This window comes from Agrobacterium sp. 22-3639C2 (genome assembly GCF_053522105.1).
Window position 1 is genome coordinate 187,201 of the sequence record NZ_JBNWDB010000001.1, and the last position, 21,729, is coordinate 208,929.

At 58.6% G+C, this 21,729-nt stretch carries 21 protein-coding genes; 14 read left to right on the forward strand and 7 right to left on the reverse strand.

All coding sequences use genetic code 11. The features are described 5' to 3' along the window. Positions 1 to 7: 7 nt before the first annotated feature. The 7 genes from ACQZ6D_RS00920 to ACQZ6D_RS00950 all read left to right on the forward strand — a co-directional run bounded on the left by ACQZ6D_RS00920 (position 8) and on the right by ACQZ6D_RS00950 (position 7,405). On the forward strand, positions 8 to 1,030 hold the full coding sequence (locus ACQZ6D_RS00920) for a 2Fe-2S iron-sulfur cluster-binding protein (protein ID WP_065704746.1): 1,023 nt from the start codon (positions 8 to 10) through the stop codon (positions 1,028 to 1,030). A gap of 11 nt (positions 1,031 to 1,041) precedes the next feature. Further along, positions 1,042 to 1,530, forward strand: a complete 489-nt coding sequence (gene cueR / locus ACQZ6D_RS00925; protein WP_013635893.1) for a Cu(I)-responsive transcriptional regulator — start codon at positions 1,042 to 1,044, stop codon at positions 1,528 to 1,530. A 72-nt stretch (positions 1,531 to 1,602) separates the two neighbouring features. Further along, the gene (locus tag ACQZ6D_RS00930) at positions 1,603 to 2,547 is read left to right on the forward strand and encodes an ABC transporter permease (protein WP_003512536.1); all 945 of its coding nucleotides are present in this window, start codon (positions 1,603 to 1,605) and stop codon (positions 2,545 to 2,547) included. After that, a complete protein-coding gene (locus tag ACQZ6D_RS00935) occupies positions 2,537 to 3,442 on the forward strand; it encodes an ABC transporter permease (RefSeq protein ID WP_013635895.1) in 906 nt (301 codons plus the stop codon). Before ACQZ6D_RS00930 ends, ACQZ6D_RS00935 begins: the two co-directional genes overlap by 11 nt. Before the next feature lie 141 nt (positions 3,443 to 3,583). Next, on the forward strand, positions 3,584 to 4,648 hold the full coding sequence (locus tag ACQZ6D_RS00940) for an ABC transporter ATP-binding protein (RefSeq protein WP_448729576.1): 1,065 nt from the start codon (positions 3,584 to 3,586) through the stop codon (positions 4,646 to 4,648). A 12-nt stretch (positions 4,649 to 4,660) separates the two neighbouring features. Beyond that, a complete protein-coding gene (locus tag ACQZ6D_RS00945) occupies positions 4,661 to 5,671 on the forward strand; it encodes an ABC transporter ATP-binding protein (RefSeq protein WP_065704744.1) in 1,011 nt (336 codons plus the stop codon). A gap of 240 nt (positions 5,672 to 5,911) precedes the next feature. Further along, positions 5,912 to 7,405: an ABC transporter substrate-binding protein gene (locus tag ACQZ6D_RS00950; RefSeq protein WP_065704742.1), complete on the forward strand. Its 1,494-nt coding sequence runs from the start codon at positions 5,912 to 5,914 to the stop codon at positions 7,403 to 7,405. Positions 7,406 to 7,796: 391 nt separating this feature from the next. Here the strand turns inward: ACQZ6D_RS00950 and ACQZ6D_RS00955 are convergent, their stop codons facing one another. Next, the gene (locus ACQZ6D_RS00955; RefSeq protein WP_003496638.1) at positions 7,797 to 8,051 is read right to left on the reverse strand and encodes a heavy-metal-associated domain-containing protein; all 255 of its coding nucleotides are present in this window, start codon (positions 8,049 to 8,051) and stop codon (positions 7,797 to 7,799) included. 107 nt (positions 8,052 to 8,158) lie between these two features. Next, positions 8,159 to 9,616, reverse strand: a complete 1,458-nt coding sequence (locus ACQZ6D_RS00960) for a TrkH family potassium uptake protein (RefSeq protein ID WP_003512541.1) — start codon at positions 9,614 to 9,616, stop codon at positions 8,159 to 8,161. Between the two features lie 79 nt (positions 9,617 to 9,695). Between ACQZ6D_RS00960 and ilvA the strand changes: the two genes are divergently transcribed. The 3 genes from ilvA (at position 9,696) to ACQZ6D_RS00975 (ending at position 12,738) form a co-directional block, all read left to right on the forward strand. Beyond that, positions 9,696 to 10,970: a threonine ammonia-lyase gene (gene ilvA / locus ACQZ6D_RS00965; protein ID WP_029658759.1), complete on the forward strand. Its 1,275-nt coding sequence runs from the start codon at positions 9,696 to 9,698 to the stop codon at positions 10,968 to 10,970. A 76-nt stretch (positions 10,971 to 11,046) separates the two neighbouring features. Further along, entirely contained in the window at positions 11,047 to 11,355 is a 309-nt protein-coding gene (locus ACQZ6D_RS00970) for an HlyU family transcriptional regulator (protein WP_013635901.1), read from the forward strand. Between the two features lie 117 nt (positions 11,356 to 11,472). Further along, positions 11,473 to 12,738: a GGDEF domain-containing protein gene (locus ACQZ6D_RS00975; RefSeq protein WP_065704978.1), complete on the forward strand. Its 1,266-nt coding sequence runs from the start codon at positions 11,473 to 11,475 to the stop codon at positions 12,736 to 12,738. 42 nt (positions 12,739 to 12,780) lie between these two features. Here the strand turns inward: ACQZ6D_RS00975 and ACQZ6D_RS00980 are convergent, their stop codons facing one another. Then, a complete protein-coding gene (locus tag ACQZ6D_RS00980; RefSeq protein WP_003512545.1) occupies positions 12,781 to 13,398 on the reverse strand; it encodes an FMN-dependent NADH-azoreductase in 618 nt (205 codons plus the stop codon). Between the two features lie 149 nt (positions 13,399 to 13,547). Between ACQZ6D_RS00980 and ACQZ6D_RS00985 the strand changes: the two genes are divergently transcribed. Both ACQZ6D_RS00985 and ACQZ6D_RS00990 read left to right on the forward strand, forming a co-directional pair. Further along, on the forward strand, positions 13,548 to 14,516 hold the full coding sequence (locus ACQZ6D_RS00985) for a LysR family transcriptional regulator (protein ID WP_013635904.1): 969 nt from the start codon (positions 13,548 to 13,550) through the stop codon (positions 14,514 to 14,516). 200 nt (positions 14,517 to 14,716) lie between these two features. After that, the gene (locus tag ACQZ6D_RS00990; protein WP_065704740.1) at positions 14,717 to 15,268 is read left to right on the forward strand and encodes a DUF2087 domain-containing protein; all 552 of its coding nucleotides are present in this window, start codon (positions 14,717 to 14,719) and stop codon (positions 15,266 to 15,268) included. A gap of 45 nt (positions 15,269 to 15,313) precedes the next feature. Here ACQZ6D_RS00990 and ACQZ6D_RS00995 read toward each other — a convergent pair whose 3' ends face one another. The 3 genes from ACQZ6D_RS00995 to ACQZ6D_RS01005 all read right to left on the reverse strand — a co-directional run bounded on the left by ACQZ6D_RS00995 (position 15,314) and on the right by ACQZ6D_RS01005 (position 18,418). Beyond that, positions 15,314 to 17,302, reverse strand: a complete 1,989-nt coding sequence (locus ACQZ6D_RS00995; RefSeq protein WP_448729577.1) for a bifunctional 2',3'-cyclic-nucleotide 2'-phosphodiesterase/3'-nucleotidase — start codon at positions 17,300 to 17,302, stop codon at positions 15,314 to 15,316. 214 nt (positions 17,303 to 17,516) lie between these two features. Continuing rightward, positions 17,517 to 17,852 (reverse strand): PilZ domain-containing protein, encoded by a 336-nt coding sequence (locus ACQZ6D_RS01000; protein ID WP_003512551.1) that lies wholly within the window; start codon positions 17,850 to 17,852, stop codon positions 17,517 to 17,519. A gap of 98 nt (positions 17,853 to 17,950) precedes the next feature. Further along, positions 17,951 to 18,418 carry a DUF1203 domain-containing protein gene (locus ACQZ6D_RS01005; protein ID WP_065704737.1) on the reverse strand — a complete coding sequence of 156 codons (468 nt, stop codon included), beginning with the start codon at positions 18,416 to 18,418 and terminating at the stop codon, positions 17,951 to 17,953. 162 nt (positions 18,419 to 18,580) lie between these two features. On the opposite strand from ACQZ6D_RS01005, the gene ACQZ6D_RS01010 reads away from it, so the two are divergent. After that, on the forward strand, positions 18,581 to 19,465 hold the full coding sequence (locus ACQZ6D_RS01010; protein ID WP_013635909.1) for a DUF4344 domain-containing metallopeptidase: 885 nt from the start codon (positions 18,581 to 18,583) through the stop codon (positions 19,463 to 19,465). Positions 19,466 to 19,519: 54 nt separating this feature from the next. Next, on the forward strand, positions 19,520 to 20,164 hold the full coding sequence (locus ACQZ6D_RS01015; RefSeq protein ID WP_115064065.1) for a dihydrofolate reductase family protein: 645 nt from the start codon (positions 19,520 to 19,522) through the stop codon (positions 20,162 to 20,164). A gap of 136 nt (positions 20,165 to 20,300) precedes the next feature. Here ACQZ6D_RS01015 and sseA read toward each other — a convergent pair whose 3' ends face one another. Continuing rightward, on the reverse strand, positions 20,301 to 21,722 hold the full coding sequence (gene sseA / locus ACQZ6D_RS01020) for a 3-mercaptopyruvate sulfurtransferase (RefSeq protein ID WP_025593211.1): 1,422 nt from the start codon (positions 21,720 to 21,722) through the stop codon (positions 20,301 to 20,303). Positions 21,723 to 21,729 lie beyond the last annotated feature (7 nt).

Consider the following 21,729-nt stretch of genomic DNA (forward strand, 5'->3'; position numbering starts at 1 on the left):
GGATGTGATGACGCCTGGAAACACAGTCTATTTGCCACGTATCGGACGCAGCATTGTGGCAGCGCAGGGCGAGACCGTCCTTCAGGCCGCCCTTGCCGCCAGAATTTCCTATCCGCACGGCTGTCGCATGGGCCGGTGCGGGGCGTGCAAATCGCACCTCGTCTCAGGCGAGATCGACCTTCTCAAGCATACGCCCTTTTCGTTGACAGAAGAGGAAAAGGCGGAAGGACTGACACTCGCGTGCCGCGCCGTGCCGTTGAGCGACGTGACGATCGGCTGGCTCGACGGTGAGGATGAGTTTGCCGATATTCCGGCCGGCCGCTTTGATGGCGTCATCGCGGAAGCGGTGGATGCGACGCATGATATCAAGCTCATCCGCATCAGGCTCGACGATCGCGAACTGTTTACCTTCAAGGCCGGCCAATATGTGCGCCTGCTTTATCCGGACTGTTCGCCGCGTGACTATTCCATTGCCAGCCGCATCGATGAGGACCTGATCGAATTCCATATCCGGCATGTCCCCGGCGGCGTCACGAGTGGCCATATTTTCGCGAACGCCAAGGCGGGTGACCCTGTCGTGCTGGTCGGTCCCTTCGGGGCTTCGTATTTGCGGGAAAAGCATTGCGGACCGATCCTCGGCATTGCCGGCGGTTCGGGGCTGGCGCCGGTGAAGGCGGTGGTAGAGGCAGCGCTTGCCACTGATCGCACCACGGGCCGGGAACGCCCGATCCATGTCTATTTCGGCGCCCGCGCCGAGCGTGACCTCTATATGGTCGACCGTTTCGAAGAACTTGCCGTAAGCCACGGCAATCTGAGCTTCGTTCCGGTTCTCTCGAATGAAGACCATGCGCAGATACGGCGCGGTTATGTCGGTTCCGCCGTGGCAGACGACTTCGACGATCTCGATGGCTGGAAAGCCTATCTGGCCGGACCGCCGGCGATGATCGAGGCAACGGTGCCGCAGCTCCTGGCAAGGGGCATCCGCACCGCCGACATTCATGCAGACGTGTTTTTCACCCCGGAAAGATAGGAGCAGGATCGATGAACATTGGTACAGCCGCCACCGCATCCGGTGTTTCCGCAAAGATGATCCGCCACTACGAGACGATCGGGCTGATCAAATCCGCAAACCGCACGGAATCCGGTTATCGGGTCTACACGACCAACGATCTGGAGACGCTGCGTTTCATCCGCCGCGGCCGCGACCTCGGTTTCTCGATCGAAAAGATCAGGCAGCTCATGACCCTGTGGCGCGATCCCGGCGGTGCATCCTGCGACGTCAAGCGCATCGTCATGGAACATGTCGTAGATCTCGAGGCCAAGATGCATGCTCTTCGGGAGATGGCCGACACGCTGCGAAATATCGCGACCTATTGCCCTGACAATGGTGAACCGGATTGCCCGATCATTCAGGATCTTGCCCAATCTGAAGACCCCGATTTTACGCCGGTGGCGATCCTGCCCAAGCGTTCCGGCATGCTGAAGGGCACGTCCGGTGTGGTGACGGATTTGCCGCGCCTCATGAAATAAACCGCATTTCCCCGGCGGGGACCGATCATCAATTGCAGTGCAATGGCCATTTTCGGCGAAGGAGAACAGGCAATGTGGATACAGATAATACAACGCTTCCTTATTCTGTGCCTTATGCTGATGATCGTCTCCGTCATCGCGTTTCTTTTGCCCTACATGGCCGGTGGCGATCCTGCCCGCACCATTCTGTTTTCGCGCATGCGCGATACGGCGCTCGATCCGCATGCAGTCGAGGCCCTTCGGTTAAGCCTCGGGCTCGACCGGCCGCTTTACGTCCAATATTTCGCATGGCTGTCGGGCGCGCTGCGCGGTGATCTGGGCTTTTCCTTCACCAGCAGCCAGCCGGTGGCGGGTGAGCTTTTGCGCTCTCTCGGCGTGTCCGTGACATTAGCACTGACGGCGCTGGCGATTGCGGTCGCCGTCGCCCTGCCGCTCGGCACGTTGGCGGCGATGCGTCCGGGTGGCCGGCTGGACAATTTCGCAACGCTGATGATCCAGACCTTCGTTGCCACGCCGGAATACTGGTTTGCGCCGATGTCGGCGCTCGTCTTTGCGCTTTATCTCGGCTGGTTGCCGTCCGCGGGCTGGGATAGCTGGCGCTCGCTGGTGCTTCCCGCTTTGACATTGACGCTGCGCCCACTGGCCTATTTCACGCAGGTGACGCGCGCCGCCATGGCTGAGGTTCTGCGCGCGCCTTACATCACGGCGGCCCGCAGCCGCGGTCTCGGCATGCATGGCACGGTCATGCGCCACGGCATTCGCAACGGTTCGCTTCCGATCGTCACCTTCTTTGCCCTGTGGCTTGCGGGCCTGCTTGGCGGATCGGTGGTCGTGGAGGTGATATTCGCCATCCCCGGAATGGGCCGGCTTCTTTACGACGCCGTGGTCAATCGGGACATCCCCATGCTGCAGGGCGGTTTCATCTGCATCGTCGCCCTTTCCATCCTGATCAATACCCTGGCCGATGGCCTCTATGTCCTGATCAATCCAGCAATGCGAGGTCAACATGACCATTAGTCACTTCCCGAGCGCGCCGGTAGCCGCCATGCCAATGACCTTGCCCAAGCGCCCGTCGACACTTTTCCGGTTCACGGATTTCATCCGCCGGCGGCACTGGACGTTCTACGCGGGTTCGGCGATTTTTCTCGTCATCATCGTGCTGCTCGTCATCGCGCCGTGGATTTCGCCCTATAATCCCGCGCAGCAAAGCCTTCGCCTGCGATTGAATGCGCCAAGCGCCGCCTACTGGCTGGGCACTGACCATCTTGGGCGTGATGTTTTGAGCCGGTTGCTTATCGGCGGACGCTTCACGGTCACGATTGCCGCCATCACCGTCATCCTGTCGGTCGCCATCGGAACATTTATCGGCATCATCAGCGGTCGCAGCCGCGGCGTTGTCGATGAAGTCCTGATGCGGGTGGTGGATCTGCTCATCGCCATCCCTGACGTGGTGATCGCCATTTTCCTCGTCGCCATCTTCGGCCCGGGATATGGAACGTTGATCGCGTCGCTGACGATCGTCGGCTGGACACCTTTTGCGCGACTGGCACGCGGACTGACGCTTTCGATCAATTCCCGAGAATATATGCGCGCCGCCGAGGTGCTTGGATGCACACGCCGCTTCATTATTTTCCGGCATGTCATTCCCAACACGATCTGGCCCATCGCAGCAGTTGCCTTCCTGCGCTTCGGCCACAAGCTGATCACGGTGGGCGGACTGTCGTTTCTCGGCCTCGGCGTGCAGCCGCCTGCCGCAGACTGGGCGCTGATGCTGGCCGATGCGCAGGCCTATGCGGAACGTATGCCCATTCTCGTGATCGCACCGGGTCTGGCGATTTTCCTGTCGGCGTTGAGCGTGACATGGATCGGCCACGGCCTGAACATGGATACCAGGAAACCGAACGGCCATTGACGCCTGCGGTTAGAGCAATGACCGGCACCCGCGCCGATCAAACATACACAGGGCACGATAGCCCCAAGGAGAGTATTATCGTCTGAAGCCGCTTGAAAATACGCCCATGCCTCCGATGCAATAATAATAAGGGGAACTCTTATGAATATCGAAGGACACACGCATGCCAATACGGCCATCGCCCCGGAGCGGACACCGCTTCTGGAAATCGAGGATCTGCACGTTTCGGTGCCGTCTGCAAATGGCCGCAAGTTTGTTATCTCCGGTCTGACGCTCTCCGTCGATGCCGGAGAGGTCGTTGCACTGGTCGGCGAATCCGGATCCGGCAAGAGCATGACGGCTCTGTCGCTGATGCGGCTGTTGCCGCACGGCGCGGAAATCAACTCCGGCCGCATTTCCTTTGCCGGGCGCGACATTCTTACTCTCTCGCCCTCCGAGCTTGATGCGTTGCGCGGCGCCGATATCGGAATGCTTTTTCAGCAACCGCAGGCCATGCTCGATCCGACCAGCCGGGTCAGGACGCAGGTCGCCGAGCCACTGTGGGTCCACCGCAAGATGAGCCGGCATGCGGCACTGGGCCGGGTTGTCGGCATGCTGTCGGATGTCGGAATTCCCGATCCGTCGGCGCGGGCGCAATGCTTCGCACATGAACTCTCCGGCGGCATGGCGCAGCGCGTCATGATTGCTGCGGCACTCTCCGGCAATCCGCAACTGCTGATCGCCGATGAACCGACGACGGCACTCGATGTCACCGTCCAGGCACAAATATTGCGCCTGCTCGACGATGAGCGTCGGAAGCGGCGGCTTGCCACGCTGCTCATCACCCATGACCTCTCGGTCGTTGCCGCTTTCGCGGACCGGATTGCGGTGATGTATGCTGGGCGCATTGTCGAGGAGGGGCCGACGCAGGCAATCCTCAAGGCGCCGCAACATCCCTATACCAAGGCGCTCATCAGCTGCTCGCTTCTGACGACCGACAGCGAGGGGCAGCTGCTGACGATCCCCGGCTCCAGCTCGCAGGCCCATGACATGTCCTGCGGTTGCCGTTTCCATCCCCGCTGCGCGCTTGCACAGTCGGCCGGCATGGGCGGCCGTTGCATGGCAACGGAGCCGGATCTGAATGCCTTGCCGGAAGGCCGCAAGGCGCGGTGCTGGGCGGTCGACGACGACCATGCCGGCAGCCATGCCAGTCACACAGTCTGCTGAAGGAGGGTTGCGATGCTATCGACAGTGAAAACACCGAACCAGCCTCAGGCGGATGGCAAGATCAAGCCCTATGTGGTCGCAAACAACCTGTGCAAATATTATCCGATATCGGGTTTCGGCAATCGCGTGGTCAAATCCGTGGACGATGTTTCCCTCACGATCGGCGAGGGCGAGGTTCTTGGTCTCGTTGGCGAATCCGGCTGCGGCAAAAGCACTGTCGCCGGGCTGATAACGCGGTTGACCAACGCGACGAAAGGCGAGGTCAGCATCGGAGACCACGATATTCTGCACATGCAGGGCGAGACGCTGCGGCGCATGCGCCGTGTCGTGCAACTAGTGTTCCAGGATCCTTATTCCGCGCTCGACCCGCGCATGCGCATAGGGCAAAGCATGGAAGCGCCGCTTGCCCAGCACGGCATCGGCACGCGCGAAGAACGCATCGCGCGCGTGTTCAAGATGCTGGAGGAGGTCGGCCTCGATGCCTCCTATTATGACCGTTATCCGAGCCAGTGCTCCGGCGGGCAGTTGCAACGCGTGGTCATAGGACGCGCGCTTCTTCTCAATCCAAGCTTCCTTGTGTGCGACGAACCGACATCGGCGCTCGACGCCTCCATGCGTACGCAGATCCTGAACCTGCTGATGGACATGAAGCGTCGTCATGGTTTGACGGTGCTGATGATTTCCCATGACCTGCGCGTAGTGCGTTATCTCTGCGACCGTATCGCGGTGATGTATCTCGGGCGGATCGTTGAAATCGCCGACCGGGATGAGCTTTTCCGGGCGCCTAAGCATCCCTATACGAAGGCTCTTATTGCCTCGTCGATGCTTGATGAAACCGGACTATATGCACCGGAAATGCTTCTGGATGGTGATTTGCCAAGCCCGCTCAATCCTCCAAGTGGCTGCAAGTTTCACACCCGCTGCAAATATGCGACGCAGATTTGCAGCGAACAGGAACCGGTTCTGGAAGACGTCGCCGGGGAGCATTTCGCTCGTTGCCATCACTGGCGCGAATGGGGTTGAGAAGCAGCGCGGTTACATTCTTCTGGTTCTGTAAAAACAGATGAATCGTGCGTTTATGAATTAATATCGGAATTAAATTCCGAGTATAAAAACATAAAATGAATGATATTCAAGCGGATGTTCGTGGAGCGTCCGAAGGATATTCTTGTGTCTTTCGAGATCTATTTTTACGAAGATCTTAAATCTCGTAAGACGACTGACTTTTGAGCGTTGTCATCAAAAATAAAAGGGGAATATTCAATGATAAAGCACGTACTTTTGGCGACAAGCGCCATTGTGGTCTCTTTTGGAACGCAAGCGGCGACGGCCGGAACGATCACCTATGACGATTATACCGGCGTCAAGACCGGCTGGCAGATGGCTTCCGACGATGCCTATCTCGGTTCGCGCGCAGGGTGTTTCGAAAGCATGGTCCGCGTCGGCTATGACACCGCACTGGAGCCGGGCTTGGCCGAATCCTGGACACAAACCTCACCGAAGGTTTGGGAGTTCAAGTTACGCAAGGGCGTGAAGTTCCAGAACGGCGAGCCGCTTAATGCAAAAGCCGCGGTCAATGCGCTCACCAATCTTCTGAAAGCGCCCGTTCCGGCCCGGGCCTTTTCGCCTAAGCTGGTCGCTGCCGTCGAGGTTGGTGGCGACGATATCGTGAAGATCACGACCATCGAGCCATCGGTGCTGCTGCCGGCGCAAATGGCAAGCCCGGCGACTTCGATCCTCGCGCCATCCGCCTATAAGGACGGCAAGGTCGATCCGATCGGAACCTGCACCGGACCGTTCAAGATCACCAAGCTCGATGCCAGCCAATATATGGAACTGACGGCGAACCATGACTATTGGAACGGTATGCCGAAGCTCTCGGGCGGCCGTGTGAACTTTATTCCGGATGCCGATACCCGCGCCACCCAGATAAGAAGCGGTGAAGTGCAGATTTCGCGCGTGATTCCACCTTGGGCGGTAAAGACCATTGTAGCCACGAAGGGTGTCAAGGTTGCGCCAATTACCGTGCCCCGGATTACGGAAATGCTGCTCAATAATTCGAAGCCGCCGTTCAAGGACATCAAGGTTCGGCAGGCGATCCGGGCCGCCATCGACACCGCCGGTATTGCCGACAGCATCTATGAAGGCATGGTAAAGCCCGCAACGATGCCCTTCGCACCGGGAGAGCCGTGGGCGCCGCAAAACGTCACGCCCGCTTATGACATAGAGAAGGCAAAGGCTCTGCTGAAAGAGGCGGGCATTGCCCCCGGCAGCCTGAAGCTGACACTTCTGGCCTATACTGAAAGAACCGAACTCAAGGATGTTGCCGCCGTTATTCAGGCCCAATTGCAGGAAATCGGCATCAAGGTCGATGTTCGCGTTGCTGATTACACTGCGATCGAGCCCGATCTCCTGTCCGGCAATTTCGACATGGTCCTTCTGTCACGCGGTTATGCCACCGATGTTGCAGAACCGGTCGGGTTCCTCAACGCCGACTATACCTGCGGAGGCGGCTACAACATCTCCCATTATTGCAGTGAGGAGACGGACAAGCTGATCAAATCGGCCTATATGGCGGCTGAGCCGGCCAAACGTTACGCCATCTATGCCGAGGCGGCGAAGCGGATTTACGACGAAGCCGTCACCGTCTACCTCGTCCATGAGACCGCTTTCGATGCCTATTCGGACAAGGTCGAAAACTTCAAGCCGCATCCGATCAACTACTTTATCATGACCAAGGATCTGGCAGTGAAATAGGCCAATGTGACATTGCTGACGAGATATGGCCCGGCTCGAAAGAGCCGGGTTTTGCCTGTTGACAGGCCATCGCCCACACTCAACGTCATCCTCGTCCTAAGGATCTTTCCACCTATCGTAAGATCAATAGGTATCAGATGCCCGGACAGGCCCAAGCATGATGAAGGACAGGTTTTCAGACCTTGTCAGCCGTTGAAAATATGAATTTCAGGAACCGGGAAAACCTCCACTGTCATCCCCGGTCGAAAGGGAGAGGCACTTGCCGCGGGAGGTATGGAGAAGGACGAACGTTGGTATCGTCCAGCGGCTGTCACGCAAGCTCGGCGTGAAGCGGGGGCAGGCAGGTCGATCCGGCGGCAGGGATGAAGGCCGCCGCCGGCATCTCGTCAAATCAGGCGCGCGCCTCTGGCGTATAGCCTGCAGCGGTGATGATTTCAGCAATACGTGCCGCGTCGGAGACGCCGCCAACCACAACCGTGCGGCTTGCCGGATCAGCATGAACGGCGGCGCCGGGGACGGTCTTTTCGATTGCGCCCTTGATCACACCGGCGCAGTGACCGCAGGTCATGTCTTCAACGTGGAAAGAAAGGTCGGCATCAACAGGTGCGGCAGCGGTTTCGGGGTGATGCTGGTGGGCGGTGCACATAGGCGGTTCTCCTTGGGTTGGAACTCGTAACAGCAGGAGCCTGGACTATTCCAACGTGGGAAGGTCAAGCGCTTTATTAAGGCAGCCAAAATAAGCGCACCGGCATTTTAGTTGCGCCAGAAAATCGGCATCAGCAGCACGAGAACGGTGAGGATTTCAAGACGTCCAAGCAGCATCAGGACAGACAGGAGATAGAGCGCCGGATCACTGATCGTGGAGAAATTGCCGACAGGCCCGATGATCGGGCCGATGCCAGGGCCGACATTGGCAAGTGCGGTCGCAACGCCCGAGGTCGCAGTCAGGAAATCGTAACCCATCAGGCTCATGGCAAGGCTGCCGGCGATCCAGAGCGCGATGAAACAGCTGACGAAAAGGAAGATCGTCCGGATCGTGTCGGGATCGACCACCTGCTGCCCGTAACGGACCGAATAAACGGCGTTCGGATAGATCAGCTTTTTGAGGCCCGCCCGAACGACATTGAACATGATCAGAAAACGATAGGCCTTGATACCACCCGCCGTCGAGCCGGAGCAGCCGCCCATGAAGGTTGCGAAAAATGCAACGACGACAACGAACGGACCCCACAGCGTGTAGTCGTCGCTCGCAAAGCCACCGGTCGAGAGGATTGATGTCATGTTGAAGAAGGAGTGGCTGAGCGCAGTATCCAGCGGTACGCCGTTTCTAAGGTGGTGATAAACGCCGACTGCGATGGAAATCGCGCAGAGATAGCCAAGGAAGACCGCTATCTGCGGGTCGCGCAGCGTCTCCAACCTGCGGCGCACCGCAAGCAGGATCATCACCGAGAAGGGCAGGCTGCCGAAGATCAGGAAGATGGTGGCAATCCAAAGCAGCGCCGTGTTGTTGAAATAGGCAAACGAGGCGTCGTGGGTGGAAAAACCGCCGGTCGCAACCGTCGACATGGCATGGTTGAGGGCATCGAAATGCGACATGCCAGCAAAATCGAAAGCCACCGTGCAGGCGATGGTCATGATGATGTAGATCGCCACGAAAGCGCGGGTGAAGCTTGCCAGCCGCGCGAAGGGCCGGTCATTGCCGGTGTCGGATGATTCCATGCGGAAGAAGGTCATGCCGCCAACGCGCAAAAGCGGCAGGATGAAGAGGCCAAGCGCGACAATACCGATGCCGCCGAGCCAACAGAGCAACGACCGCCACAGAAGTATGCCCTGCGGCGCATTATCGAGGCCGGATATGGCGGTCGATCCCGTCGTTGTGATGGCCGAGACCGATTCGAAAAGGGCCTGACCGGGCGTCAGGTCAAGCTCGGACAGATAGAGCGGAACCGCTCCGACAATGGAAAATACAAGCCAGAGCACGTTGACGAGCAGGAAGCCGAAACGTTTATTGAAGGACGCGATCGGTGCGCGCGTGGCCAGCGCACAGGCAAGTGCAAAGCCGCCGCACATGAAGCCTGAAAGCGCAAACACCGTCCAGTCGTCATTGCCGTAATAAAGGTCCGTCAGCGCGGGCAGGAACATGGCCGTCGCGAGATAGAGCCCGAAGATGGACGCCACATATATGACCGAGCGCAGAAGATTGCTGTTCAAGAAATGAAACCCAGGGTTCGTGGCAGCGTGAAATGAGTCTTTGTCTCTGACGCCTTCCTATGGCATAGCGGGTGCCATTATGAATTTCAATGGATTGACAATCGTGGACAAGCAGCTTGTGGAGGCAGCGCGGCGGGAAGTGCGGGAGATATTCCCGGAAACGCCGTTGCAGTTGAATGAACATCTCAGCCGTCGGTATGGCGCGTCGATTTGGCTGAAGCGTGAGGATCTGTCTCCGGTTCGTTCCTACAAGATTAGAGGCGCATTCAACTTTCTCCGCAAGGCTGTCGCGAAGGCTGGCAAGGACAAGGTTTTCGTCTGTGCTTCGGCCGGCAACCATGCGCAGGGCTTTGCTTTCGCCTGCCGCCATTTCGGCGTTCACGGTGTTGTTTTCATGCCGGTGACCACGCCGCAGCAGAAGATCGACAAGACCCGTATCTTCGGTGGCGAATTCATCAGCATCCGTCTGGTGGGCGATATTTTCGACCAATGTTACGCCGCCGCGCGCAAATACGTCGAAGACAATGACGCCTACATGGTGCCGCCCTTCGACCATCAGGATATCATCGAAGGCCAGGCGACGGTTGCTGCCGAAATCATGGACCAGCTTCCCGAAGGCACCAAACCGGATATGGTTGTCATGCCGGTTGGCGGCGGCGGGCTTTCGGCAGGCCTTACCGGCTTTCTGGCGGGCACCGTTGAAAAGGGCAACTTCGTGTTCTGCGAGCCGGAAGGCGCGCCGAGCCTGAAAAGGAGCCTCGAGCGCGGCGAAGCGGTAACGCTCCCCAAGGTCGACAATTTCGTCGACGGCGCCGCCGTTGCCCGCATCGGCGATCTCAACTTCCAGGCGCTGAAGGATTTTCCGGCCGAGCAGGTTTTGCTCATCCCCGAAAACGCCATCTGCGTGACCATCATCGAGATGCTGAACCTCGAAGGCGTGGTGCTGGAGCCAGCGGGTGCGCTGTCCATTGCCGCGCTGGAGAAGCTCGGCCGCGAGAAACTGGAAGGCAAGACGGTTATCGTCGTCGTCTCCGGCGGCAATTTCGATTTCGAGCGCCTGCCTGACGTCAAGGAACGCGCCATGCGTTACACCGGCGTGAAGAAATACTTCATTCTGCGCCTGCCGCAGCGCCCCGGCGCGCTACGCGATTTCCTCAATCTGCTTGGCCCGGACGACGATATCGCCCGTTTCGAGTATCTGAAGAAATCGGCCCGCAATTTCGGTTCGATCCTGATCGGCATCGAAACCAACGCGCAGGAAAACTTCGCAGGGCTTCTTGAACGTTTCGAGGCTGCGGGCCTCGGCTATGAGGATATTACCGAAAACGAGATCCTGTCGAACCTGATCATCTGATCGGGATAAGAGCGACGGGGAAGGGCGGAGCATATCCGCCCTTCGAAATGCGAGACAGATTAAGGGAGTGAAAGCCATGGCATCGTTTTTTTCCAAAATCCTTTCGGCCTTCGGCTCCGGCCAGTCCGCGGATGCGCCGCAGAAGGCAGCGCAGTCGGAACCGCATGTGCATGGAGACTATCTGATCTATGCGACGCCGCTGAAGGAAGGCGGCCAGTTCCGTTTGGCGGGCCGCATCGAGAAAAAGGACGGCGAGGAAACGCTCGTGCATGAATTCGTGCGCGCCGATGTCTTCACCAGCATGGACGATGCGGTTGAGTTCACCATCCGTAAGGCAAAGCTGATCATCGACCAGAACGGTGCATCGCTCTTCCCAGGAAAATGACGGCGGTTTCTTCTGCTGGACATTAAGATTCCGTTGGTTGCTTCGGCCTATCGTCTTCAGAGGGCATGAAGTCGCGCCGATGAACCGGCGCGATGTGGATCGATAGGGCGTATGCCGATGCAATGGGCAAATCTGGCCCTCTTCGTGGCGGAAGCCATAGTCTATTTTTCGGTAATGACGGCATTCCTTCATTACCGGCATATTCTCGGCATCGGTGTTTTTCTCACCGCGCTTGGCGTCATGCATTTCCTGGAAACCTACCTGGCGGCGGTCTTTTACGTCGAGCTGCCCTTTGGCGTGGTATCACCCGGCTCCTCGATCCTTTTTGCCGGCAAACTGATGATGATCCTCATGCTCTATATGCGCGAGGATGCGGCAGTCGTCCGCCAGCCGATCTACGGCCTGTTTCTCGGCAATATACTCACCATCATCATGGTGCAGATCATCCGCTTCCATCCGACGTTGGCAATTGTCCCCGGACAGTCGGTAGATACCGGATTTCTGGATGAGATGGGCGTGCTGATGGTCTGGGGAACCAGCCTGCTTTATATCGACGCCATCGCCATCATCCTGTTTTACGAAAAGCTGGGACGCTATTTGCAGCGCCATATTGTCCTGCGCTTCGCAATCTGTGGCGTGGTGATTTTGAGCCTGGATCAGGCAGGCTTTTACGCGGCGTTGCGATATATGCTGAACGCGCCTGTCGATGTCTTTTACGATGGCTGGAAAGCGAAGATGGTGGCCGTTGCCATCTATGCTCTGCTCTTTGCCATTTATCTGAAGCTGACGGCGGCGAAAGGCCGCTTCCTGACGCGCCGCAGCGTTGCCGATGTCTTCAACGACCTCACCTTCAGGGAACGCTACGAGGAGCTTTTGTCCCGTTCCGGCCGCGACATGCTGACCGGTGTGTCTGACCGCGCCCGCATGGAACTCGATGCGCCGTCCGTCGTCGTGGAATGTCTGGAAAAGAAACGTCCCGTCAGCGTGCTGATCGTCGATATCGATCACTTCAAGACCGTCAACGATACCTTTGGGCATTTGCAGGGCGATGAGATGTTGCGGGAATTCGCCGCCGTTCTGAAACGCATCGTGCAACCGCACGGCCATCTCTACCGGTTCGGCGGCGAGGAGTTCGTGGCCCTGTTGCCGACGATGACCCATGAGGGGGCACTTGCCTTTTCAGCAGGTCTGCGGACGGCGATATTGAAGGATCTGCAACGGCCAGACGGTTCGCCGCTGACTGTCAGCATCGGCGTCGCCACGGCTTTCGAGGACGGGCAGCTTTTCCGCGCGCTGCTATCGGAAGCCGATGCGCGGCTCTATGCGGCAAAAAATAACGGCCGCGATCAGGTGCACGGCCGTTACGGAATGTGGGTCGGCTGATACCGGCAATCGAGCCGGCATCACCATGTGTCAAATGGCGCCTCAGGCGGCCTGCGCCAGTTCGGCAACCTTTGCTTCGGCTGCCGCAACGGCCTTCTCAACGGCTTCCGGTCCGAATGCCAGACCTTCGACATAGATCACTTCCACATCCGTCATGCCCATGAAGCCAAGAACGGTCTTGAGGTAGGGAACGGCGTGGTTCATCGACACAGCCGGGCCTTCGGAATAAACGCCGGCGGCGGCCAGCACGATGTAGACCTTCTTGCCGGTGGCAAGACCAACCGGGCCGGTTTCGGTGTACTTGAAGGTCTGGCCAGCGCGGGCGACGTTGTCGATCCACGACTTCAGGCCGGAATAGATATTGAAGTTGATGAGGCCGGTGCCGATGACGACAGTGTCGGCGGCCATAAGCTCTGCAACCAGCTTGTCGGAATAATCGGCTGCAACCGCTTCTTCAGCCGTGCGCTGGTCTGGAGCCTTGCGGATCGCAGCGGTCTTGACGGTGTCGAGATGCGGAATGGGGTCGGCAGCAAGATCGCGGTGGACAAGGGTATTGGAAGCCGACTTGGCCTTCAGCTTGTTTGCGAGTTCGCCGGAAAACTTGTTGGAAACCGACTCGTCGCCACGCGGGCTGGAGGTGATGAGCAGAATGTTGGACATGGTCTTTCCTTGCATAAGCGATGAATTGACGGGCGCCTTGGGAGGGCGGGAGAGCACGATGCCCTTCCTTTGCCCCCTATATGACCAATTGATGCCATCAAGAAAACTGTGATAATGTGGAAGCGACCTATCGATGAAATGGATGGAACATGGACGCGAACCCGACGCTCGACCAATTGCAGGTGTTTTTGACGGTTGCCGAAACCGGAAGTTTCTCTGCCGCGTCACGGGCGCTCAATCGCGCCCAGTCTGTTGTCAGCTACACCATCGCCAATCTCGAGGCGCAGCTTGAAGTCAGCCTGTTCGAGCGCAATGGCGTACGCCAGCCTCGATTGACGGACGAGGGTCGCGCCATGCTGGAAGATGCAAGGCGCATCGTGGCCGGTCTGCAGGAAATGCGTGCGCGCGCCAAGGGTTTGAAGCAGGGGCTGGAGGCCGAGCTTTCTGTCGCCATCAGCACCATGGTGCCGGCGGAAGCCGTCGTTGCGGTGCTTCGCGATTTTCGAAAGGAATTCCCCACCGTTACCCTCAGTCTTAATGTGGGTGAGTTGGGCATGGTTATGGATATGGTGCTCTCCCGCAAGGCTGGGATTGGCATCGGCGGGGCGCTGTTGCGCCAGGATGACGAACTCGTCGTCGAAAAGGTCGGCCATTCCTTCATGCTGCCGGTCGTCGCCGCTGATCATCCACTGGCACAGATCGAGAGGCCGCTGGTTCTGGGCGATGTCCGCGAGGAGGTCCAGCTCGTCGTCACCGATGCGTCGGGGCTGACCAAGGGGCGTGATTTCAACGTGCTGTCTTACAAGACATGGCGGGTCAGCGACATTGCCACGAAATACCAGCTCATCAAAGGCGGTCTCGGCTGGGGCGGTCTGCCCGCATCGATCGTGCGCAACGACCTGACCAATGGCAGCCTGAAGGCACTTGATCTCGAAGCTTATGAGCAGGGCGAATATCCAATCTTTGCGCTGCGCCGGGTGGATTCACCCGCCGGTCCCGCTGGCCAGTGGCTTGCCACGGCCTTTCAGCAGCGTCTGTCGGCATGCCCGAACCAGAAGGATTTCAACAGGATAATTGCCGGAGGCAAACAGCGGACTATTTCTGTCGCCGCCGAGTGACATGGGTTGACTGAGTGACCAATTGACGAAGGTGAATGGCCTGCCTTATACAGGAAACACGGTCAGCAGTTCACCGAGGCATCGCCGTCCCGCAAGGGAAGCTAAACCTGCATTTTGAAAGATTGACAGCACTTATCCCGTGCCTAGTCGGAAGCCGGCGATCAGCGACACCTCTTCGGAATGGCACTCGAGGGTAAGTCATGCCACGTTCGATCTTTTCCATTGATATCGCCGACCTCTCCACATTTGCCAAATCGCTACGCGAACAAATCGGCAGGCTGGACCGCCAGCCAAGCCATGTGGAGATGCTCAATCTCCTGAGCCGGGCTGCCGGGTTTCGCAACTTTCAGCATCTGCGCGCCGCGCGCACGCCACCCGTAACAAGTGGCTTGCCGCTACCGCAGACACGACCGGAGACAATGCCTGCCAATGAGGGCAGGGTGCTGAAGACCGCGCGGACTTTCGACGCTGCCGGTAGATTGGTGCAGTGGCCGGCCCGCCGCTCCCAGCAGGAACTGTGCCTCTGGTATCTGTGGGCAAGAATACCAGCCGGTCGCAGTTTCTCAGAGCGCGAATTCAGCAGCTTTCTCGATGGTCTGCACCTGTTTGGAGATGCCGCGATGCTGCGGCGTGACATGGCGGGTCTCCGGCTCATTCGCCGTAATCGCGATGGCAGCGACTATCAACGCATCGAGCAGAAGCCACCGCCGGAACTGCCACTGTTGTTGCGTATCGTCAGTGACCGCAATTGAGTAAATGCCCTCCCGGCCGATGAAACGCCGGGAGGGCTGCAAGCTCTAGAGAACGAGGCGGAACTTTGCGAAACCTTCGGCGCCGTCGCCGGCATCCTCGATTTTTGCGCCCTTGATGTCAGCCGCGTAATTGCGACCCTTCGGGCCAGTCTCGAAGATGGCGGTCGTATTGGCAACTGGGGCGAAGGACCAGTTGGCATCCGCCGACGGGTTAATGGTGCCCTGATCGATGATATAGCGCACGATCACGTCGCGGTTGGTGTCGGGCGCCACGAAGATCACCTTGTCGGCGGCGATATCGGGGAATTTTCCGCCGCCGCTTGCACGGTAATTGTTGGTCGCCACCACGAATTTCTGCTCGGGGTCGATCGGCTTGCCGTCGAATTGCAGGTTGACGATGCGGTTGCTGTCGGGATTGACGGCCTTGCCGTCCTTGTCGAACTTTGCCGGTTTGGAAATGTCGATCTGGTAGGTGACACCGTCGATGACGTCGAAATTATAGGACGGAAAATCCGCGTTTAGGAGCGGCGCATCCTTTGCGCCGGCCTCGACCGTGTTGAACATGCCGGCGGACATTTCCAGCCAGTTCTTCACCTGCGCACCGTTGATCAGCACCGCCTGCACCGTGTTGGGGTAGAGGTAGAGATCGGCGACGTTCTTGATGGCGATGTCACCGGCAGGGACATCGGTGTAATAATCCGCACCACCGCGACCGCCAGACTTGAAGGGCGCTGCTGCCGAAAGCACGGGCAGATCCTTATATTGCCCTTCCTTCAGCATGTCCTTGATGTACCACGTCTGGGCATTGGAGACGATCTGCACGGACGGGTCGTCGGCCACCAGCGCGAAGTAGGAATAGAGTGGCGCCGACGTCTTGCCGACCGGACGACGCACATAGGCGAGCGCCGCTTCGTGATCTGCCTTGGCGGCGGCTATGACCTCCGGTTTGTCCGTGACATCTGCAACGACCTTGCGATTGTCGTCGCGGTGGTAGATCGGCCGGGCCTCCGAGGTGAAATCGACGATCTTCCAGCTTTTGCCGTCCTTTTCGAGCAGAAGGTCAATGAGGCCCATATGCGAGCCCCAGAAACCGGCCATCACGGCCGGCTTGCCCATCAGCGTACCCTTGACCGCATCCGCACCCTCGATGCCGTCCCATGTCTTTGGACCGGGGAAGACCAGATGCTGGTGACCAGTGAAGATGGCGTCAATACCTTCCACGCCCGCCAGATAAAGCGAGGCGTTTTCCATGCGATCGGTCTGGCCCTTGCCATCGATGCCGGAATGGGAAAGGGCGATGACGATATCGGCACCTTCTTCCTTCATGACCGGAACCCAGGCTTTAGCCGCCTCGACGATATCGCGCGTCTGGGCCTTGCCCTCCAGATTCTTGGAATCCCACATCATGATCTGCGGCGGCACGAAACCGATGATACCGACCTTGACCGGGCTGGTTACGCCTGCACCATCGCGGATCTGTTTCTCGAGGATGACGTAAGGCTTGAAGAACAGCTCATCCTGCTTGGGATCGGAAGCCAGATGACCCTTGGTGAGGTTGGCGCAGACATAAGGGAAACCGGCGCCCGCCAGCGTATTGGACATATAGTCGAGGCCGTAATTGAATTCGTGGTTGCCAAGCGTGCCGCAATCATAGCCAAGGACATTCATGGCGTTGATGACGGGATGTTTGTCGCCGGCCTTCATGCCGCGCTCATAGGCTATGTAGTCGCCGAGCGGATTGCCCTGCAGGAAGTCGCCATTGTCCACCAGCATCGAGTTTCCGGCCTCGGCACGGATGGCGCCGATGATCGAAGCGGTGCGCGCCAGACCCATCGTGTCGTTCGGTTTGTCGGCGTAATAATCATAGGGAAAGACGTGAACGTGGATGTCAGTCGTTTCCATGATGCGCAGATGCGCCTGGTTGGCTGCGGCGCGCGCGGCGAAGGGATGCAACAGCACCAGAGCCGAAGAGGCGGCGATGCCACCCAGAAGCGAACGGCGAGTGATGGGGTGGAGAGCGAGAAGCGACGACATGGGAACTCCTTCGTATGAAGCTTGCTCTGTCAGGAAAACGACAAGGTAGAAGCAATCCCCGAGGAGTCCATCATCAAAATGACAAGCCCGTGACGGACGGGCCAGTTTTCAACCGTTTGATAAATTTTTTGTCACAAGGTGGCCGCGCGCGCATGGTGCGCTTCGGGAATGCGCTTTGTCCGGCCTGCGCATTCCCCTTGTCGGAAACGTCTGCTTAGCGGGCGAGAGTCGGTTTTACTTCTTCGTGGAAGAAGCGGAAATAAGACGACAGCTGTGCCAGCGTGTTGGTGGAAAGTTTGAGTTGCAGGCCGAGCCGGTTCATGTGCTGCCATTGCACGACACCCTCGATGAAACCCAGATCTTCACTCTGCACCTTCACTCGGCTTCCCTTGGCGGCAGCGAAAGGTCCGTCCAGTTCGAGCGCCATGCCGGTGGCGGACAGGTCCACCACGCGGCCTCGGGTCGACTGGCTGAAATAGTGCACGGTCGCGTAGATCCGGGTCTTGCTACGGGTCGCAGTGCGGGTCGCCATATTGAGGTTGTTTGTCATTTCGCTACTCAAATCAATTGTTTCCGATGCTTTCATCATGACGTAGAAAGTTTGAGAGCCGTTTAGCCGTTTGCTTAAAATTGCAAGTAATCGCGCGATTATGCTTTGTCGATACGGCACTGATAGCAATTGTTGCGGGCGGAGCGCACATGCACATAAGCGACGTCTGCCCGCTCCAGAAGATGCGCTGCGCGTGAAAGGATTTCGTCCGTCGCCGTCACCGCTCCGGTGCCGTAGACGATGCGGTCGTCAGTGCCATAGCCGCGAACGATATAATCGGGGCTGTTAAGCATCGGGGGAAGGGCATCCGTCTGCGGATAGTGCTCACAGGCCTCAGCGTGAAGAAAGACTGGCCCCGTTTCCGCATAGGGCTGGAGCGAAGGGAAGGGCCGGTAGGCGAGGATCAGCATTCCTTCGCCTTCATTAATCTGGGAAAGGCAATGGCGGCACGGCATGCCGCCTGGAGAAACGGCCTTTTCCGGCGGGTTGCCATAGGCGTCGGCGGCTCCCGCCCGGAAAGCTTCAGCTTCCTTAGCCGGCATTGCTGTAAAGACGAGATCGGTCATGGCGAGGTCCTTCTGTTGGGATCGGCGTTGCTTCTTTGCAGCTATGATCCCGAAACAGACCTCTATCCACCCGATTCTTGACGGGTGATGCAACCAGCCCATTGCGTGACTCGTTAGCATCGGGAATCAGTGGCGCTCCTCGATCCCGGAAGGTCTGATTTTATGTTCCGTCGTTTTCTGGCCGCCGTTCCGCTGGCTTTCGTTTCTTTGACGGTTCCGATCGACACGCAGGCGCAGGTCGCCTCCGGTCTCGATGGCCTGTCCGACGATCAGCTCCAGCAAGCGGTCAATTTCGTCATCGGCAATGCGATCTTCTCGCTTTATCACGAAGGTGCACGCATGCTGATCTCGGATTTCGGCGCGCCGGAGACCGGCAGCGCGCAAGCACCTGCCGATCAGCTGGCGGGCACGCTCATCCTTCAGGCCAACGAGGAATGGCTTGATACCGCACTCGTCAACGCTACCGACAGCTGGTATCTGGCGCGCGAGACGGAGGCTTTGCCCCAGCACGAAGCACCGGTGTTTTCGGCACTTGTTCCCGACAGGAGCCGCGATCGCAACATGGCCTGCCTGATGGTCGGCCGCGACAAAGACGGCTATGGTGATCTTGCCACCATGATGGGGCTCGCCAATGACGAATTTGCCAAATGTGGCGCCGCCTATCCGCGTATCGCATCGGCGTGGGAAGATTTTCTGACGCCCCACCGCGCGCAGACACCATCCAGATTTACCGTTAGCTACGTGCCGCCGCGCGATCCTGAGCTGGAACCTTACGCCATCATGGTCAAGGAATCGAAGGTTCTCGATCTTATCAGCCGCAGTTTCGGCGTTTACGGCTTGAAAGGCGAGGTCAAGTTGACGGCGAAGTCCTGCGGGCGTCCCGATGTCTACTGGTCGGCCGAAAAACGTGAGATCACCTATTGCTACGAGCTGGGTAAATTCCAGGCGGAGCTGATTGCCGATCATCTCCTCAACAGCGTTACCGAAGACAAAGGTTCCGCCGGCGGGCATACCCCGACGGCCGTTACTCTGGAAAGAGAAATCTGAGGCCAGTTACCGGATGCACGGCAACCTGTCCTCTTGAAACGGGAGGATATTGCCATGCCGAAGGTTGTCGTTCGAAATTTCGCCATTTCGATTGACGGATACGGTGCCGGGCCGGATCAAAGTCTTCAGAACCCGCTGGGTGTGAATGGCGAAACGCTGCATCAATGGGCGTTCAAGACTCGTACCTTTCACCGCATGTTCGGCAAGCAAGGCGGCTCGACCGGCACGGACGAGCAGTTTTCCGAGAAGAGTTTCGAAAATATCGGCGCCTGGATCTTGGGCCGCAACATGTTCGGCCCTATCCGTGGTGCCTGGCCGGATGAACACTGGAAGGGCTGGTGGGGGGAAGAGCCGCCCTATCACGTGCCGGTTTTCGTGCTCACGCACCATGCGCGCGCCTCCTTTGCGATGAAGGGCGGCACCGTGTTTCATTTCGTCAACACGGGCATCAAGGCCGCCCTCGACATCGCGTTGGAGGCGGCAAACGGCAGGGACGTCCGGATCGGCGGCGGCGTTTCGACCATTCGGCAATATATGGCCGGAAGCATGATCGACGAACTGCATCTGGCGCTGGCCCCGGTGTTTCTCGGCAAGGGCGAAAACCTCTTCGACGGGCTGGATTTGCCTGCGCTTGGTTATCGCTGCACCGCAACAGTGGCCGGCGAGGGCGCGACCCATTTGATTATCGATAAAGCCTGAGTCGCAAACTACACAATGGTTTCATGTGCGGTTGCCTCCCACTCCCTCATTCCTGTGACAAGCAAAGGAATGAGGGAGGAGTAGTCGGATCTGCTCTATAGTCGGGGAATAGCGGGCCATCCCCGACGTGACGAACTCAGTTGCGCAGCGAGATTTCCAGAAGCTCCGTATCGGACAGCGGCTCTACCCAGGCCTCATAGGTACCAACAGGCGAAAATCCCATCATCTGGTAGAGTTGCAGCGCGCGGGGATGGTCAAGCGTGTTGGTGGTCACCGTCACGCGCTTCGGATTGTCCTGCCAGGCGGCGTAAAGCGCCTGCAACAGGAACCACTTGCCGACGCCAGCACCGATTGCCTCTTCGAGAAGCCCGAAATAGGAAAGCTCGGTTACCTCGTCGCTTGCCTTGTTCAGCTCGAAGAAACCGGCGGGTGCACCATTCATATAAAGGACGGTGACGCTGTTCTTCGGGTCCTTGAGGACGGCGGACAGTTCCGCATCGCTCATGCGCATGCGTTTCTGCCAGTGCCAACGTTTTCCCACCCGCCAGTACATGTAGCGGTAGAAGTGCAAGGGAATATCGGTGACCCGCATCAGTGCCGTCTGGATGTTGACGGGGATAGCAAGGCTGACCTTCGGCGGCGCCGTCATTTCAAGCTGCGTGACATGCGCCTTCAACGGCCCATGTGACACCACGGGAAGAGGTTCGGCAGGGCCGGTGACAACAGGCGTGTCTTCCAGTCCACCCCATTCCGACCACGAACCGTCATATAGCGAATTATCCTGGTGGCCGAGCGATTCCAGCGCCAGCGTAATGACGGCGGCGGTAACACCCGAGCCGCAGCTCGTCACCACTGGCTTGCCAAGATCGATACCGGCATCCGCCACCATCTTGCGGATGGCGGTGAGGTCCTTGAAGTGGCCGTTCTCGGAAAATGCGGTGGCGGGCAGGCTGCGAGCACCAGGCATATGGCCTGAACGCATGCCGGCACGCGGCTCGGCCTCGTCGCCGGTGAAACGTCCCGCGCCGCGGGCATCGGCAATCTGCTTTTCACCACTGTCAACGATGCCGCGCATGGTCGATAGCGAGGTCACGCGCTTTTCGTTGAAATCGGGTGTGAAGGTGGCGGGTTCGATCTCCGGCGTGCCGGTTTCTAGCGGCCGGCCTTCGCGCTTCCAGCCGTCAAGACCGCCATCCAGCACGTAGGCCTTGCGCACGCCCATCACCCGCAGCATCCACCACACGCGCGGTGCGGAAAAGAAACCGGGGCCATCATAGACCACGATGGTATCGGTGTCGCTGAGGCCAAGCTCTCCCGCCTGTTCCGCAAAGAACTCTGGCGAGGGCAGGGAATGCGGCAATCCGGTTGCATGATCGGCGATCTTGTCCTGATCGAAAAACACAGCACCGGGCAGGTGACCCGCCGCAAATTCTTCCGCACCGTTGCGTTTATGCGCCGGCAGATACCACGAGGCATCAACGAGACGAAACCCGGCCGTGCCGAGCTGCTTTTCTACCCAGTCCGCCGAAACGACGAAACGGCTCTTATCCGTGCTCACGATGTCT